General features: G+C 74.6%; 12 protein-coding genes. 5 read left to right on the forward strand and 7 right to left on the reverse strand.

Annotation, left to right across the window (positions count from 1 at the left end; all coding sequences use genetic code 11):
* Window positions 1-32: 32 nt before the first annotated feature.
* The gene (locus tag AB0O29_RS10070; RefSeq protein ID WP_365148929.1) at window positions 33-875 is read right to left on the reverse strand and encodes an alpha/beta hydrolase; all 843 of its coding nucleotides are present in this window, start codon (window positions 873-875) and stop codon (window positions 33-35) included.
* Window positions 876-1,012: 137 nt separating this feature from the next.
* On the opposite strand from AB0O29_RS10070, the gene AB0O29_RS10075 reads away from it, so the two are divergent.
* Window positions 1,013-1,477 carry a MarR family transcriptional regulator gene (locus AB0O29_RS10075; RefSeq protein ID WP_365148932.1) on the forward strand — a complete coding sequence of 155 codons (465 nt, stop codon included), beginning with the start codon at window positions 1,013-1,015 and terminating at the stop codon, window positions 1,475-1,477.
* Window positions 1,478-1,671: 194 nt separating this feature from the next.
* Here the strand turns inward: AB0O29_RS10075 and AB0O29_RS10080 are convergent, their stop codons facing one another.
* The 3 genes from AB0O29_RS10080 to AB0O29_RS10090 form a co-directional block, all read right to left on the reverse strand.
* Window positions 1,672-2,445, reverse strand: a complete 774-nt coding sequence (locus AB0O29_RS10080; protein ID WP_365148934.1) for an alpha/beta fold hydrolase — start codon at window positions 2,443-2,445, stop codon at window positions 1,672-1,674.
* Window positions 2,442-3,800 (reverse strand): AMP-binding protein, encoded by a 1,359-nt coding sequence (locus tag AB0O29_RS10085; protein ID WP_365148937.1) that lies wholly within the window; start codon window positions 3,798-3,800, stop codon window positions 2,442-2,444. The genes AB0O29_RS10080 and AB0O29_RS10085 overlap by 4 nt, the downstream gene beginning before the upstream one ends.
* Window positions 3,801-3,920: 120 nt before the next feature.
* Window positions 3,921-4,052: a hypothetical protein gene (locus AB0O29_RS10090; RefSeq protein WP_365148940.1), complete on the reverse strand. Its 132-nt coding sequence runs from the start codon at window positions 4,050-4,052 to the stop codon at window positions 3,921-3,923.
* Window positions 4,053-4,293: 241 nt separating this feature from the next.
* Between AB0O29_RS10090 and AB0O29_RS10095 the strand changes: the two genes are divergently transcribed.
* Window positions 4,294-5,787, forward strand: a complete 1,494-nt coding sequence (locus AB0O29_RS10095) for a hypothetical protein (RefSeq protein ID WP_365148943.1) — start codon at window positions 4,294-4,296, stop codon at window positions 5,785-5,787.
* A gap of 128 nt (window positions 5,788-5,915) precedes the next feature.
* On the opposite strand, the gene gdhA is transcribed toward AB0O29_RS10095, so the two are convergent.
* Window positions 5,916-7,265 (reverse strand): NADP-specific glutamate dehydrogenase, encoded by a 1,350-nt coding sequence (gdhA, locus tag AB0O29_RS10100; RefSeq protein ID WP_365148946.1) that lies wholly within the window; start codon window positions 7,263-7,265, stop codon window positions 5,916-5,918.
* Window positions 7,266-7,452: 187 nt separating this feature from the next.
* On the opposite strand from gdhA, the gene AB0O29_RS10105 reads away from it, so the two are divergent.
* Window positions 7,453-7,941, forward strand: coding sequence for an anthrone oxygenase family protein (locus tag AB0O29_RS10105; RefSeq protein WP_365148949.1), 489 nt, complete (start codon window positions 7,453-7,455; stop codon window positions 7,939-7,941).
* A 19-nt stretch (window positions 7,942-7,960) separates the two neighbouring features.
* Here AB0O29_RS10105 and AB0O29_RS10110 read toward each other — a convergent pair whose 3' ends face one another.
* A complete protein-coding gene (locus tag AB0O29_RS10110; RefSeq protein ID WP_365148952.1) occupies window positions 7,961-8,530 on the reverse strand; it encodes an anthrone oxygenase family protein in 570 nt (189 codons plus the stop codon).
* 226 nt (window positions 8,531-8,756) lie between these two features.
* A complete protein-coding gene (gene lpdA, locus AB0O29_RS10115) occupies window positions 8,757-10,148 on the reverse strand; it encodes a dihydrolipoyl dehydrogenase (protein ID WP_365148954.1) in 1,392 nt (463 codons plus the stop codon).
* 380 nt (window positions 10,149-10,528) lie between these two features.
* On the opposite strand from lpdA, the gene AB0O29_RS10120 reads away from it, so the two are divergent.
* Both AB0O29_RS10120 and AB0O29_RS10125 read left to right on the forward strand, forming a co-directional pair.
* Window positions 10,529-12,262, forward strand: coding sequence for an acyl-CoA dehydrogenase (locus tag AB0O29_RS10120; RefSeq protein ID WP_365148957.1), 1,734 nt, complete (start codon window positions 10,529-10,531; stop codon window positions 12,260-12,262).
* A 118-nt stretch (window positions 12,263-12,380) separates the two neighbouring features.
* On the forward strand, window positions 12,381-15,992 hold the full coding sequence (locus AB0O29_RS10125) for a type I polyketide synthase (RefSeq protein WP_365148960.1): 3,612 nt from the start codon (window positions 12,381-12,383) through the stop codon (window positions 15,990-15,992).
* Window positions 15,993-16,010 lie beyond the last annotated feature (18 nt).

The raw sequence follows: 16,010 nt of genomic DNA on the forward strand, positions 1-16,010 counted from the left end.
CCTACAGCATTTCCCGCGCGATGACGGCCCCGTCAGGACGCGGTCAGCAGGGCGCGCAGGCTCTCGGCGTAGGCCTTGGGGTGGCTGGTGTTGCCGTTGTGACCGCCGGGGAAGGTGTGTATCTCCTCGCCCACCAGCTCCGCCAGTGCGGAGGCGCAGGCGAGGTCGAAGACGGTGGCGGGGGTCGTGGCGCCGACGGCCGGGATGATGCGGGTCGGCGCGGCGGTCAGGGTGGCGGGGTCGAGGGTGTCCTCGACGATCGCGGTGATGTCGTGCTCGATGAAGTAGGCGAAGTTCGCGCGGCGCCGCTCGCCCAGCGGCTGCGGGGTGAGGCCCGGTTCGGCGTCCTTGCCGCTGGTGTCTATGCCGAGCACCCGGGCGGCCTCCCGCACGGTCGCGGGAAGTCCCTCCGTGCGGTGGACGTGCTGGAGCTCGGAGAGCTCCGCCTCGTGCCGGGCGCGCTCGGCGGCGGGCAGCAGGCGCGGCGCGACCGGTTCGTGGGCGATGAGGGTGGAGATCCGGCCGGGGTGGCGGGCCGCCACATGCAGGCCGATGACGGCGCCGAGGCTGCAGCCGAGCATCAGGGCGGGCTCGTCGGTGACGGCGGCGAGCAGCCGGCCGACGTCCTCCGCATGCTCGGCGAGGGAGGTGGTCCGGGCCGGGTCCTCCAGGCGGCTGCGGGACAGGCCCCGGCGGTCGTAGGTCAGGACGGTGAACGTGTCGGTGAGGTGCGGGACCAGGTCGACGGTGCGGTCGGCGTCACCCTCGCCGCTCTGGGAGATGAGCAGCAGGGGCCCGGACCCCTCGATCCGGTAGTGCAGGGCTGCGCCGGGGACCCGGAGGGTGGCGGTGGTGGGAACGGGGTGGCTGGACATCGTGGAGACACTCCTTCGTACCGTCGGGCGGCGCCGGCCTTCGTCCCGCGCTCTGATACGAAGTTAGCCCATCAAAACCGATGCATCAATACCGATGGATAATTTTCGATGGATCTTTTTCGATGTAACCTGGCGGGGTGGATGGAATCGAACTGTTCCTGCTGGGCCGGGCCCTGATGAAGCTCGGCGAGGAAGCGCTGCCCGAACCTCCCGGCGGCTCCGGGCAGTACGCGGGCGGCACGCGCTCCGTCGTCATCGTCGCCGGCGACATCGCCGCGCACCCGGACACCACCGTCGGCGAGACGGCGCAGCGTACGGGGCTGCCGCAGAGCCAGGTCTCGGGCGCCGTCGCCCGGCTGCGCGAGGCCGGTTCCGTGGAGACGGCCCCCGACCCCGCCGACCGCCGCCGGACGCTGGTGCGGCAGACCCCCGGGCTCTCCGCGCGGGTGGCCTCCGTACGGGCCGCGGGCGCGTCCAAGGTCGAGGAGGCCCTCGCCCGGGCCCTGGGCGAGGACGGGGCCGAGCGGCTGCCGGAGGTGACCGGGGCTCTGGAGGTGCTCGCCCGGCACCTGGCGGTACGGGGCGACCGGCAGGCGGGCTGAGGCGGACCGCTGCGCGGCTGAGGCGCCGCTGAGGCGAGCGTCCCGGGCGGCACGGTGCCGGTGCCGGTGCCGGTACCGGGGGCCGGGGCCGGGGCCGGGGCCGGTCCCGGGGCCGGTGCCGGTCCCGGGGGTCGATGCCGGGGCCGGGGAACGGGGCCGGTCCCAGGGCCTCAAGGCGTCAAGGCGTCAAGGCGTCAAGGCGTCGTGAACGCCCTCAGGTCCTGCGTGATCGCCCCGACCACCGCCTCGTGCCGTTCCGCCAGGTAGAAGTGCCCGCCGGGGAAGCCCCTGAAGGTGAAGGCCGCGCCCGTCAGCTCCCGCCAGCCCATGGCCTCGGCCACGCTCGCCCGCGGGTCGGACTCCCCGCAGAACACGCTGACGGGGGTGCGCAGCGGCGGCCCCGGCTCGTGGCGGTACGTTCCCACGGCCCGGTAGTCGCTGCGCAGCGCCGGGAGGATCAGCGCCCGCAGCTCCGGGTCGGCCAGGAGTCCCGCGTCGGTGCCGGACAGGGCCTGGACGTGGGCCAGCAGGGCGTCGTCGTCCAGGGTGTGGAGGTCGTCCCGCCGGGGCACCAGGGGGGAGCGCCGGCCGGAGAGGATCAGGCCGCGCGGGCCTTCCCCGGACGCCTCCAGACGGCGCGTCAGCTCGTACGCGAGGACCGCGCCCATGCTGTGCCCGAACAGCACCAGGGGCCGTCCCCGCCAGGGTTCCAGCGCCCGCTCCACCCCGTCGGCGAGCCCGGCGATGGTGTCGGGGCTCGGCTCCCGCAGCCGTTCCTGGCGGCCGGGGTACTGGACGGTGAGCACCTCGGCGTGCGCGGCGAGGTCGCGGGAGAGCGGGAAGTAGTAGGAGGCGTTGCCGCCGGCGTGCGGGAGGACGACGAGGACCGGTTCCGTGCCGGCGCCGGCCGGCGGGTGGAAGCGGCGGATCCAGGCGTCGCGGGCGGGGGCGGAGCTCGTGGCGGTCACGGCCGTGCCTCCCGGGGGGCGTCGGTCAGCAGGAGCTTCTTCTGCGGCTTGCCCATCGCGTTGCGCGGGATGGCGTCGACGAACCGCACCTCGCGCGGGCGCTTGTGCACCGACAGGTGCGAGGCCACGAAGTCGGTCAGCTCGGCGCCGGTGACGCCCTGGGCGACGACGAAGGCCACGATCCGCTGCCCGAGGTCCGCGTCCGGGACGCCGACCACGGCCGCCTCGCTCACCTTGGGGTGGTCGAGCAGGGCGTTCTCGATCTCGCCCGCGCCGATCCGGTAGCCACCGGACTTGATCATGTCGATGGAGGCCCGGCCCACGATGCGGTGGACCCCGTCCTCGGGGTCGACGGCCGCGATGTCGCCCGTACGGAACCACCCGTCCTCGGTGTACGCGGCCGCCGTGGCCTCGGGGCGGCCCAGGTACCCGGCGAACAGCGTCGGCCCGGTCAGCTGGAGTTCGCCGATGTCGGCGCCCGGCTCGGCGGCGATGCGCGTACGGATGCCGGGCAGGGGGGTGCCGACGGTGCCGGGGCGGACCTCGCCGCCGGCGCGGCCGCTGACGGTGATCAGGGTCTCGGTCATCCCGTACCGCTCGACGGGGCGGTGGCCGGTGAGGCGCTCCAGGTCCCGGAAGACGGGGGCGGGGAGGGCGGCGCTGCCCGAGACGAGGAGGCGGGCGCCGGACAGGGCGGCGGCGGACGCCGGTTCGGCGGCGATGCGGGACCAGACGGTCGGCACCCCGAAGTACAGGCTGCCGCCCGCCGCGGCGTACGCCGCCGGGGTGGGGCGGCCGGTGTGCACGAGGCGGCTCCCGGTGCGCAGGGCGCCGAGGACGCCGAGGACCAGGCCGTGGACGTGGAACAGCGGGAGCCCGTGCACGAGGGTGTCCTCGGCGGTCCACCGCCAGGCCCCGGCGAGGGCGTCCAGGTCGGCGGCGAGGGCGTCGGCGGTGAGGACGACGCCCTTCGGGGGGCCGGTGGTGCCGGAGGTGTAGAGGATGAGGGCGGGGTCCGCGGGGCCGGCCGTGTCCCGGGAGGCGGTGGCGTCGGACCGGCGGGCGAAGTCGACGGCCACCTCGACGGCGCCGGAGTCCCGGAGGATGTGCGTGCGTTCGGCGGGGCCGGCGTCGGGGGGCAGGGGTACGAAGGGCACCCCGGCGAGGAGCCCGCCGACGGCGGCGGCGACGGTCTCCAGGGAGGCGGTCGCGGTGACGGCGAAGGCGGGGGCCCCGGCGACGTCGGCCGCCACGGCGCGGGCGGCGCCGAGCAGTTCCTCGTACGAGGCGGTACGGCCGGCTACGGCGACGGCGTCGGCGCGGTCGCCGTACGCGCCGTCTAGGGCGGTCAGCACGCGGTAACTCCCCGGGGTCGGTGGGAGGCCAGGGTACGCCGCCGCCCCGGACTCCCACCCGAGCACCCCTGGTCCCGCCCGGGGGGCCGGGGCGGGACCGGGGGCGGGACCGGGGCGGGGTCAGTCCCCGTCGGCCTCCCGCCGCTTGGCCTCGCGGGCCTCGCGGCGGGCGCGGCGGGCTTCTAGGGCGAGGGAGACGGCCGCGCCGATCAGTGTGAGGGCGTCGGCGGCGATGGAGAGGAGGTCGGTCATGTCGCAGGTCCTTCTCGGAGGTCCGGGTCCGCGGTGTGCGGCTGACGGGCAGACCGTGCGGGTGAGTTGACTTGTCCGGGGCCCCCGGGCGGAACATCGCAGGTAGGTTGCGGACGAAGGGGCACTTGTCCCGGACGGACCGGACAAGGACCAACCGAAAACACGGCACGGCACGGCACGCAGCACGGCACGCAGCACGGCACGGCACGGCACGGCACGGCACGCAGCAGGGGGTACGCCGGTGGCGGGGACGAACAAGCGCAAGGGCCGCCCCTGGGGGCCGGTCCGGCCGGTGAACGGGGCCGCGGGCAGGCTCGCCGAGTTCCTGCGCGCGCAGGTGGACGCCTCCGGGAAGACCCTGGCCGTCCTGGAGAAGGAGATCGGCTACTCGACGACGCAGATCAGCTCGCTGCTCGGCGGGCGGATCCCGGCCCAGCGGTTCGTGACCTCGGTCATCGACGCGACGGTGCCCGCGCCGTTACGCGAACGCCGCCGTGGCGAGGCGGCCGCGCTGCTGTACGAGGCCCTGCACCCGCCGCGCGTGCCCGCCCCGGCGAAGGCGGTCGTCCCGCCCGCCGCCGTCGTGGACCTGGCCGCCGTGCAGGCCCGGCAGATCGAGACGTACGACCGGCTCACCCGCGCGCTCGAACAGCAGGCGGAGCTGCGGCAGACGGCGGAGAACTCCGCACGGCTGATCTGGATCCTGCTCGGCATGATCCACAAGCTGAACGACCGGGTCACGGCGCTGACCCGGGAGCGCGAGGAGGCTGGCGCCCGGGAGCTCCTGGAGGCCGTGCGGGCCAAGCTGGAACGGGCCCGGACGCAACAGGCCAAGGCCGAGGGCGAGCTCGGCCGGGCCGAGGAGAAGAAGCGCCGGGCCGAGGCCCTCGCGGAGCGCCTCCAGCGGCAGATCGCCGAGCTGACGGAGGAACTCGACCTCCTGCGCGGCACGGGCCCCGGTACCCCGGAGGGCCCGGCCGCCCCGGTGCCGTTCACCCCGCAGAACTCCGCGGATCCGGAGGGCGACGACATCGACGCGGCCCTCGCCCGGGTGACCGCGGTCAACGACACCGACGGCGACACGGTCGACCGCATCACCACGGAACTCGGCGAACCGGGTCCGGGGATCGTCCCGGACAACGCCTCCACCAGGGCGGACGCACCGAACAAAACGGCGCAGGAACTTCGGGACGAGGCGGAGGAAGCCAGACTGAACGGCGAGTTCGACGAGGCTGCCCGCCTGTACGCACTCCTCACGGCGGCCTCGACCGCCTACCTGGGCCCCGACGACGGCGAGACCCTCCTGAACCGGTACCACCACGCCCACTGCGTGGGGAGCGCCGGCGACCCCGTCACCGCAAGGGACCTGCTGGCGGCGCTGATCCCCGAAGAAACCCGTGTGCTCGGCCCCGACGACATCGCCACCCTCACGAGCCGCTACGAGCACGCGTGCTGCGTCCGCGACGCCGGCGACCCCAAGGCCGCACGCGAGCTGATGGTGCCGCTCATCGCCGACCAGACCCGGGTCCTGGGCCCCGACCACGCCGACACCCTCCTGAGCCGCTACATGCACGCCTACTTCACCTGGGAGGCCGGCGGGCTCCCGCGCGCATGCGAGCTGCTGGCCTCACTCGTCGCCGACGAGATCCGCGTCCTCGGCCCCGACCACCGCGACACCGCCACCAGCCGCAGGCAGCTGGCCTTCTGGCGGCGGACGGAAGCCGAAGGCACCTGACCCGCACTCGGCAAGGCCGGACACGGCAAGGCCGGACACGGCAAGGCCGGACACGGCAAGGCCGGACACGGCAAGGCCCGCGCCCCCCGAGGGGAGCGCGGGCCGGAAACCGCAGGGCGGCGGGAGGGTCAGATGACGCCCTGGGCCAGCATCGCGTCCGCGACGCGCTCGAAGCCCGCGATGTTCGCGCCCGTCACGTAGTCGCCCGCGGCGCCGTAGCGGGCCGCCGTCTCGTGGGCGACGTGGTGGATCTCGCGCATGATGCCCGCCAGTTCGTCCTCCACCCGGTCGCGGGACCAGGCCACGCGGCCGGCGTTCTGCGACATCTCCAGGGCGCTGACGGCCACGCCGCCCGCGTTGGCCGCCTTGCCGGGGCCGAAGGCGACGCCCGCGCCCTGGAAGAGGTGGACCGCCTCCGGGGTGGTGGGCATGTTGGCGCCCTCGGAGACCGCCTTGACGCCGTTCGCGATGAGCGCGCGGGCGTCGTCGGCGCCCAGTTCGTTCTGGGTCGCCGACGGGAAGGCCACGTCCGCCGGGACCTCCCAGACCCGGCCGCCGGGCACGAAGCGGGCGGAGGGGCCGCGGCGGGCGGCGTACTCGCTGACGCGGCCGCGCTCGACCTCCTTGATCTGGCGCAGGAGCGCGAGGTCGATGCCCTTGTCGTCGACCACGTAGCCCTGGGAGTCCGAGCAGGTCAGCGGGTTGGCGCCGAGCTGCTGGAGCTTCTCGATGGTGTAGATGGCGACGTTGCCGGAGCCGGAGACCACGGCGGTGAGGCCGTCGAGGGAGACGCCCTTGACCGCGAGCATCTCGCTCGCGAACAGGACGCTGCCGTAGCCGGTGGCCTCGGGGCGGATCTCGGAGCCGCCCCAGCCCTGGCCCTTGCCGGTCAGGACGCCGGCCTCCCAGCGGTTGGTGATGCGGCGGTACTGGCCGAAGAGGTAGCCGATCTCGCGGCCGCCGACGCCGATGTCACCGGCCGGGACGTCGGTGTGCTCGCCGATGTGGCGGTAGAGCTCGGTCATGAAGGACTGGCAGAAGCGCATGACCTCGGCGTCCGACTTCCCGTGCGGGTCGAAGTCGCTGCCGCCCTTGCCGCCGCCGATGCCGAGGCCGGTCAGGGCGTTCTTGAAGATCTGCTCGAAGCCGAGGAACTTCACGACGCCGATGTCCACCGACGGGTGGAAGCGCAGGCCGCCCTTGTACGGGCCGAGGGCGCTGTTGAACTCCACCCGGTAGCCGCGATTGACGTGGACGCGCCCACGGTCGTCGGTCCACGGCACCCGGAAGATGATCTGCCGCTCGGGCTCGACGAGCCGCTCGACGAGCCCGGCCTCGGCGTACTCGGGGCGCGCGGCGAACACGGGGGCCAGGGTGTCCAGGACCTCGCGGACGGCCTGGTGGAACTCGGGCTGGGCGGGGTTGCGACGCTCGATGTCGGCCCTCAGTACGTCCAGCCTCTGCTTCGGGTCGGTCACGTCTCATTCCTCTCCAGCGTCAGGGGCGGGCGTGCGGGCCCAGGCGGAGGGTACCCGCACACCGGGTACCTGAGGAGGTGCCGTCTCGCCTGCTGAACCGAAGGCCCTCGTCGTCACTGCGCGTGGCGCGTTCGCGACCGTAGGATCGGACCGGCGCGCGGCAGCGGGACTCGAGGGGGACACCTGCATGGAAACGGCACGGTTCGCGGCTCTGGTCGCGGCGACGATCACGATGGGCCTGGTCAGCGGCCTCTTCTACGGTTTCTCGGTGGCGGTCATGCCGGGTCTGCGGGCTTCGTCGGACCGGACGGTCGTCGAGACGATGCAGCGGATCAACGTGGCGATCCTCAACGGCTGGTTCCTGTTGGGCTATGTGGGTGCGCTGGTGTTCACCGCGCTGGCCCTGGTGCTGCGGCTGGCGGGGGGCGGGGACGGCTCCCCGTGGCCGCTGGCGGGGGCGCTCGTCGCGTACGTGGTCGCGATGGGTGTAACGGGCCGGGTGAACATCCCGCTGAACAACGCCCTGGCGCAGGCGGGCCCGGTCGAGCGGATGGCCGACCCGGCGGCCGTGCGCCGCGCGTTCGAGGGCCCATGGGTCCGGGCGAACACGGGGCGCACGGTGCTGTGCGCGGTGGCGTTCGGGCTCCTGGTGTGGGCCCTGACGCTGAACGGCTAGCCGGCGCGGACCCCCGGGGTCAGCGCGGGGTGGCGCGGCCGTGGAGGACGAGGGCCCGGGTGAGGGCGGTGAGGGCGGCGGTGCACAGGAGGGTGCGCAGGATGTTCGTGGTGACCCAGGTGCCCTTGAACTTGTCGACCACCGCGAAGCCGGTCATCTTGGCGGCGTCGCCGGCGGCGGCGAGCTCGTTGTTCAGCGGGATGTTCACCGCGAAGGTGATGACGAGGACGGCGAGGTAGGCGGCGGCGGCCGCGCCCGCCCACACGGCGGGGCCGCGTCTGCCCTTGCGGTACTCGATGAAGGCCGCCGCGGCGGTGGCGAGCAGGGCGAGGACGAAGACGGTGCCGAAGAGGCCGTTCCCGTCGATGACCGCGTTGATGTGCTGCATGGCGGTGACGTAGGTGCGGTCGTCGCCGGCGGCCAGGCCGGGCATCACCGAGACGTCGAAGGCGAAGAACAGTCCGGCCATGAGGCCGATGAGGACGGTGGAGAGGGCGAGCAGGGGGCCGGCCGCCCGGTCGGCGGCAGTCCTCCCGCTTGCGCCGGGGGTGGTGCCGTGGGCCGGGTTCGCGCCGTGTTCCGGGTTCATGGGTACGTCCTCACCTGTCACGGGGTGGCTGGATACCGGCGGGCCCGTGCCCGCGCGCGCTGTGATCCTGGCATCCGTACGGGGCTCCGTACCAGCGGTTCGCGCCGAAAACGCCGGACGGGCCGGGGAGTTGTCCCCGGCCCGTCTCCTGGCGCATACCGGCCGCCGCGCGGCGTACCCGTCCGCGGCGTACCCCCGACCGCGGCACACCGTCCGCGGCGTACCGTCAGCCGTGGACGTGCAGCGGCTTGCCGGCGAGGGCCAGGTGGGCCTCGCCCAGGGCCTCGGTCTGGGTCGGGTGGGCGTGGATGAGGCTCGCCACCTCCGACGGGAGGGCCTGCCAGTTGAAGATGAGCTGGGCCTCGCCGATCTGCTCGCTCATGCGCGAGCCGATCATGTGCAGGCCGACGACCGGGCCGTCGAGGACCTGGACGAGCTTGACGTCGCCGGCCGTCTTGAGGATCTTGCTCTTGCCGGTGCTGCCGGCGTTGAACTTGCTGACGACGACCTTGTCCTCGCCGTAGAGCTCCTTGGCCTTGGCCTCGGTCAGGCCGACGGAGGCGATCTCCGGCTCGCAGTACGTGACGCGCGCGACGCCGTCGTAGTCGATCGGGGTCACGGGCAGGCCCGCGACGCGCTCGGCGACCAGGATGCCCTCGGCGAAGCCGACGTGGGCCAGCTGGAGGGTCGGGATGAGGTCGCCGACGGCGGAGACGGTCGGCAGGTTCGTGCGCAGCAGCTCGTCCACGACGACGTGGCCGCGCTCGACGGTGACGCCCGTCTCCTCGTAGCCGAGACCGGCGGAGACCGGGCCGCGGCCGACGGCGACGAGCAGCAGCTCGGCGTCGATCTGCTTGCCGTTCTCCAGGGAGACGCGGACGCCCGACTCGGTGTACTCGACGCCGGAGAACCGCGAGCCCAGCTCGAACTTGATCTTCCGCTTGCGGAAGGCGCGCTCCAGGGACTTGGAGATGTCGACGTCCTCGGCGGGCACCAGGTGGGGCAGGCCCTCGACGACGGTGACGTCCACGCCGAAGGACTTCCAGGCGGAGGCGAACTCGACGCCGATGACGCCGCCGCCCAGGATGATCGCCGACTCGGGGATCCGGTCGAGGAACAGGGCGTGGTCGGAGGAGATGACGCGGTCGCCGTCGATGGCGAGGCCCGGCAGCGAGCGCGGCTGGGAGCCGGTGGCGAGGACGACGTGGCGGCCCTTGTAGCGGACGCCGCCGGCCTCGACCTCGGTCGGGGAGACGAGGCGGCCCTCGGCCTCCACCAGGGTGAGGTTCTTGCGCGCCTTCAGGGTGCCCTGGAGGCCCTTGTAGAGGCCGGCGATGACGCCGTCCTTGTACTCGTGCACCCCGGCTATGTCGACCCCGCCGAAGGTGGCCTTCACACCGTAGGACTCGGCGCGGCGCAGCTCGTCGGCGACCTCGCCGGCGTGCAGGAGGGCCTTGGTCGGGATGCAGCCGTTGTGCAGGCAGGTGCCGCCCAGCTTGCCCTTCTCGATGAGGACGACGTCCAGGCCGAGCTGGGTCGCGCGCAGAGCGCAGGAGTAGCCCCCGCTACCGCCACCGAGGATGACCACGTCGTACACGCCGTCGGCGGAATTCTCCATTGCTGATGACACCTTTCGTCTCCTAGCACATGACCAGCGCATGACCAGCCTTCCCGCATGCTCTCATCTCCCGTGCTCCGCGCCCGTTTTGGGGGTGCGATACGGGGTGCGGTGTCCAGCGCCTCTCAAGGCCCTGTCGAGGGCGCGTCCCGGGGGCGTCGGGGCCCGGTCTCGATGCGCTCCCGAACCGCTCCGGGAAGGCTCCGGGGCGGCCGGAGAACCGCCCTGACCTGGAGCGTTCCTTGTTACCTTCCCCGTCGGCTCAATCGGTTCCATGGCACGGGGTGGGGTAAACAGTGGGCGGTCGGTTCTCTCGCGCGTGGTCGGATCGTCTGCGGGGCGGCGCGTTCCCGCAAGAGGGGCGGGCGTTCCTCGAAGAGGTGTTTTCGGCCGATGTCTTCCGGTCGCGGGCGGACGGCGAGGGCACCGGGAGCGAGCGGTTCGCCCTGACCTACGAGCGACTGCGGCACGTCAACGGCCTTGTGCGCGACGGCAGTCCGCTCGTCCGCGACCGCGAGCGGCTCTTCCCGCTCCTCGCCTGGTCGGCGGTGGCCGATCCGGCGCTCTTCTACGCCATGTTCCTGCACCACTGCATGACCACCGGCGCGGTCCTGGAGTTCGGGGCGGGACGGGAGGACCTGGCGGACGTGCTGGAGGAGCTCGCGGCGACCGAGCGGGTCGGGGCGCTGCTGATGACCGAGCTGGGGCACGGCAACAGCAACGCCTCCGTGCGCACCGTCGCCGAGTACGACGCCGCCCGCGGGGAGTTCGTGCTGCGCACCCCGGAGCCGGCCGCCGTCAAGTTCCCGCCCGCCGTGGCCGCCGAGGGGGTGCCGCGGCTGGCGGTGGTCCTGGCCCAGCTGGTGGTCGACGGCGCCGAGTGCGGGGAGTTCTGCTTCCTCGTGCCGCTGCGGGACGCGGACGGGCCGCTGCCCGGCGTGGACGTCCGGCCGCTGCGGCCGACGCCGGTGCTGCCGCTGGACGCCGCGGCCGTCTCCTTCGACGGGGTGCGGATCCCGTACCGCTTCTGGCTGCGCGACAACGCCTCCCTCACCGCCGACGGCGGTTTCAGCGACCCGTTCGGCAGCCCGGCGGTCCGGGCGCGGCGCACCCTGAGCCTGATCCGGTTCGCCTGGGAGGCCGCCGTGGTGGGCCTGGCGGCGACGGCGGGCGCGAGCGCGGCCGTGGCGGTGCGCCACGCCCACCGCCGGCGCACCGGCGGCCGGTTCGCGGCCGACCTGCCCGTGATCCGCTACCGCAACCAGCAGCGGGCCCTGTTCGGCGCCCTGTCCGGGGCGTACGTGGCGCAGCTGGTGGCCGTGGCGACGGCCACGCCCGAGGCCCCCGCGCTGACCCCGCAGGCGGTGCGCACCACCTTCCTGATGAAGGTGGTCACCGACCGGATCGCCGAACGGGTCAGCGCCCGCGCCCGTACGGCGAGCGGCGCCCTCGGCTTCCTGGCCGCGAACCGCTTCCTCGACTACCAGGGGTTCGCGCACTCGCTGAACGCGGCCGCCGCCGACAACCAGATGCTGCTCCTGGACGGGGCGCAGGCGCTGCTGGCCGGCACCGCGTACACCCCGCCCGCCGACGAGGCGCCCGCCGCCGGCTCCCGCGACCTGCTCGACCCCGCCGTCTGGGAGGCGCTGGCCGCCGTCCGCGAGCGGACCCTCCACCGGGAGCTGGCCGACGGCCTGCGCGAGGCCTCGGAGGAGGGGCTGAGCCCCTTCGACGCGTGGAACGGCCTGTACGACCGGGCGGAGCGGCTGGCCGAGACCCACGCGGCCCGCCTGGTGCTGGGCGTCCTGCGCGAGGCGGTCGAGGGGGTGGCCGGATCCGATCCGGTCACCGGGCCGGAGGCCGCCGCCGTCCTGCGGGACCTGCTGGCGCTGCACGCGCTGGAGCAGCTCGCCGAGCACGACGGCTGGTACCTGGCCGAGGGCCTGCTCGACGCGGACGAGGTGCGGTCGGTCCCCGCCCTCCTGGACCGGCTGTGCGAGCGGCTGGAGCCGTACGCCGAGGAGCTGGCGGAGGCCCTCGGCGTCCCGTACGCACTGGTCGGCGCGCCGATCGCGGACGAGGACTACGTGGGCGCGCTGACCGGTACGGCCTGATCCAGGGGGAACGGCCTGATTCAGCCGCTCTTGAGTCCGGCTCCACTCGCACTGCGCAGCATCTCCCCCGCACGACCTCGTGGCACTACGGATGGGTGAAAAGAAGACGATGGCTGAGATGGCTGAGAACACCTCCGGTTCCCTCCCGAACGGCGGTGCGGCGTCCGCCGACAGCCGGATCGCGGTCATCGGCCTGTCCTGCCGTCTCCCACAGGCACCCGACCCGGAGGGCCTGTGGCGGCTGCTCGCCGACGGGGTCGACGCCGTCACCCCCGTTCCCGCGGACCGCTGGGACTCCGCGGCCTTCTACGACCCGGACGTCTCCGTTCCGGGCCGGACGAACAGCCGCTGGGCCGGGCACCTCGACCGCGTGGACGCCTTCGACGCGCCGTTCTTCGGGATCTCCCCGCGCGAGGCCGCCGCGATGGACCCGCAGCAGCGGCTGGTCCTGGAACTGGCCTGGGAGGCCCTCGAACACGCCGGGACCCTGCCGTCGGCGCTGCGCGGGGAGCGCGCCGGGGTGTTCGTCGGCGCCATGTGGGACGACTACGCCACCCTGTCGGGGCAGCGCGGCCCGGAGGCCATCGGCCGGCACACCATCACGGGCCTGCACCGCAGCGTGCTCGCCAACCGGGTGTCGTACCTGCTGGGGCTGCGCGGCCCGAGCCTGACCGTGGACACCGGCCAGTCCTCCTCGCTCGTCGCCGTGCACCTGGCCTGCGAGAGCCTGCGCACGGGCGAGTCGACGGTGGCCCTCGTCGGCGGGGTCAACCTGGCGCTCGCCCCGGAGAGCACCGTCACGGCGGCCAAGTTCGGCGGGCTCTCCCCCGACGGCCGCTGCTTCACCTTCGACGCCCGCGCCAACGGGTTCGTACGCGGCGAGGGCGGCGGCGTCGTCGTCCTCAAGCCGCTCGCGCGGGCGCTGGCCGACGGGGACCGGGTGCTCGGGGTGATCGCGGGCAGTGCCGTCAACAACGACGGCGGCGGCGAGGGCCTGACCGCGCCCAGCCGCGAGGGCCAGGAGGACGTGCTGCGCCGGGCTTACGAGCGGGCCGGGACCGACCCGCTCGCGGTCCAGTACGTGGAGCTGCACGGGACGGGGACGGCGGTCGGTGACCCGGTCGAGGCGGCCGCGCTGGGCGCGGTCCTCGGGGCGGGCCGGCCGGCGGAGCGGCCGCTGCTCGTCGGCTCGGTCAAGACCAACATCGGGCACCTGGAGGGCGCCGCCGGCATCGCGGGCCTGATCAAGACGCTGCTGAGCCTGGGCCGCCGCGAACTCCCGGCGAGCCTGCACTTCGAGACGCCGAACCCGGACATCCCGCTGGCGGAGCTGCGGCTGGACGTGGTGACGGGGACCCGCCCGTGGGCGGATCCGGACCGGCCGCTCGTCGCGGGCGTCAGCTCCTTCGGGATGGGCGGGACGAACTGCCACGTGGTGCTGGAGGAGGCCCCCCGGCAGCCCGGCCGGGCCGCGCCGCAGGAGCCGGCCGCACCGCAGGAGCCGGCCGCGCACCCGCTCCCCTACACCGTCTCCGGCACCACCCCGGAGGCCCTGCGGGCGCAGGCGCTGCGGCTGCGGGCCTGGCTGGACGGGGAGGCGGCGGGCGCCGCCGGTCCGGCCGCGCTGGCCCGGGCCCTCGCCGGGACCCGTACGGCCTTCGAGCACCGGGCGGTGGTCGTCGCCGCCGACCGCGAGGAGCTGGCCCGGGGGCTGGACGCCCTCGCGGGGGACCGGCGGGCGGCGGGGCTGGTGCGCGGCTCCGCGGCGCGGGAGGCGGCCCCGGCCGTCCTCTTCACCGGGCAGGGCAGCCAGCGGCCGGGGATGGGCCGGGGGCTGTACGAGGCCTTCCCCGTGTTCGCCGCCGCGTTCGACGCGGTGTGCGCGGAACTGGGCGACGGGCTCAAGGAGGTCGTCTTCGGGGACGACGCCGACGCCCTGAACCGCACCGGGACCACCCAGCCGGCCCTCTTCGCCGTCGAAGTCGCCCTCTACCGGCTCGTCGAATCCTGGGGCGTCGTCCCACGGTTCGTCGGCGGACACTCCGTCGGCGAGATCGCCGCCGCGCACGTCGCCGGGGTGCTGTCCCTGCACGACGCCGCCGTCCTGGTCACCGCGCGCGGGCTGCTCATGGAGGCCCTGCCCGAGGGCGGGGTCATGGTCTCCGTCCAGGCGGGCGAGGACGCGGTCGCCCCGCTGCTGGGCCCCGGCGCGGCCATCGCCGCCGTCAACGGGCCCGAGGCCGTGGTGGTCTCCGGGACGAAGGAGGCCGTCGACGGCGTCGTCGCGCTCCTCACCGCCCAGGGCGTGAAGTCCAAGGCCCTGCGCGTGAGCCACGCCTTCCACTCCCCCCTCATGGACCCCATGCTGGAGGAGTTCCGCACGGTCGTCGCGGGGCTCGACTTCCGCCCGCCCCGGATCGCCTTCGTCTCCGCGCTGACCGGCGGCCTGGTCACCGACGAAATAGCCCGCCCCGACTACTGGGTGGACCACGTCCGCGAGGCCGTCCGCTTCCACGACGCCGTCCGCACCCTGGAGGCCCAGGGAGCCACCGCCTTCCTGGAGCTGGGCCCCGACGGCGTCCTCACCGCCATGGCCCGCCCCTGCCTGACCGGCGAGGGCACCGCTCTCATACCGCTGCTCCGCCGGGACCGCGACGAGGCCGACTCCGCCGTCACCGCCCTCGGCCGCCTCCTCACCACCGGCGGATCCGCCGACCGGACCGCCTTCTTCGCCGGCCCGCCCGCACCCGCCGCCACCGCCGGCCTCCCCACGTACGCCTTCCAGCGCGCGTCCTACTGGCTCGACGCCACCGCCCTCCCGGCCGCCGCCGCGGAGGCGGGCGACGCCCGCTTCTGGGCCGCCGTCGAGGAGGCCGACGCCGCCTCCCTGGCCTCGGCCCTGGACCTCGGCGAGGACGCCGGGGACGAGGCCTCCCTGGAGGCCCTGCGCACCGCGCTCCCGCTGCTCGCCTCCTGGCGGTCCCGGGAGCGGGAGCGGTCGGCCGCCGCCGACTGGACGTACGGGGTGACGTGGTCGCGCCTCGCGGAGGAGGAGGCCCCGCCCGCCCCTTCGGGGACCTGGCTGCTGGCCGTACCGGCCGGGCACCCGGCGGACGCCTGGACGGACGCGGTGGCCGGGGCGCTGACCCGGCGGGGCGCCGAGGTGCTCGTCCGGGCCGTGCCCGCGCATCCGGCCGGCCGGGCCGAGTACCGGGCGTTCCTCGCGGACGCCGAGCGGGACGCCGCCGGCCTCGCCGGGGTGCTGTCGCTGCTGGCCCTCGACACCCGGGACCGTACGGAGGGCTCCGCCGTCCCCGCCGGGCTCGCCGCGACGCTCCTGCTGCTCCAGGCCCTCGGCGACGCCGCCTCCCCGGCCCCGCTGTGGACGGTCACCCGGGGCGCGGTCGCGGCCGGACCCGGTGAACTGCCGGCCGACGCCCGGCAGGCGCAGGTGTGGGGACTGGGCCGGGTAGCCGCGCTGGAGTGCCCGCAGTCCTGGGGCGGTCTGGTGGACCTGCCGACCGAGGTGCCCGACCGCAGGGCCCAGGACCGGCTGGCCGCGGTGCTGGCGGCCGGCGGCGGCGAGGACCAGGTCGCGGTACGGGACACGGGCCTCCTCGGCCGCCGCCTGGTCCGTACGGCCGCCCCCGCCCGCCACCTCTCTCTGCCGCCATCGCCCGTCCGGCACCCGGCTTCCCAGCCTAGGGACCGCCACTCGTACCGCGCATGACACGGATGGACCATTTCC

The sequence above is a fragment of the Streptomyces sp. NPDC089915 genome (assembly GCF_040684675.1).
Taxonomy (GTDB): Bacteria; Actinomycetota; Actinomycetes; order Streptomycetales; family Streptomycetaceae; genus Streptomyces.

Coding starts and splice junctions, on each gene's coding strand:
- AB0O29_RS10070 (WP_365148929.1), bottom strand. CDS start 875: ATGTCCAGCCACCCCGTTCCCACCACCGCCACCCTCCGGGTCCCCGGC.
- AB0O29_RS10090 (WP_365148940.1), bottom strand. CDS start 4,052: ATGACCGACCTCCTCTCCATCGCCGCCGACGCCCTCACACTGATCGGC.
- AB0O29_RS10105 (WP_365148949.1), top strand. CDS start 7,453: ATGGAAACGGCACGGTTCGCGGCTCTGGTCGCGGCGACGATCACGATG.
- AB0O29_RS10110 (WP_365148952.1), bottom strand. CDS start 8,530: ATGAACCCGGAACACGGCGCGAACCCGGCCCACGGCACCACCCCCGGC.
- lpdA (WP_365148954.1), bottom strand. CDS start 10,148: ATGGAGAATTCCGCCGACGGCGTGTACGACGTGGTCATCCTCGGTGGC.
- AB0O29_RS10125 (WP_365148960.1), top strand. CDS start 12,381: ATGGCTGAGAACACCTCCGGTTCCCTCCCGAACGGCGGTGCGGCGTCC.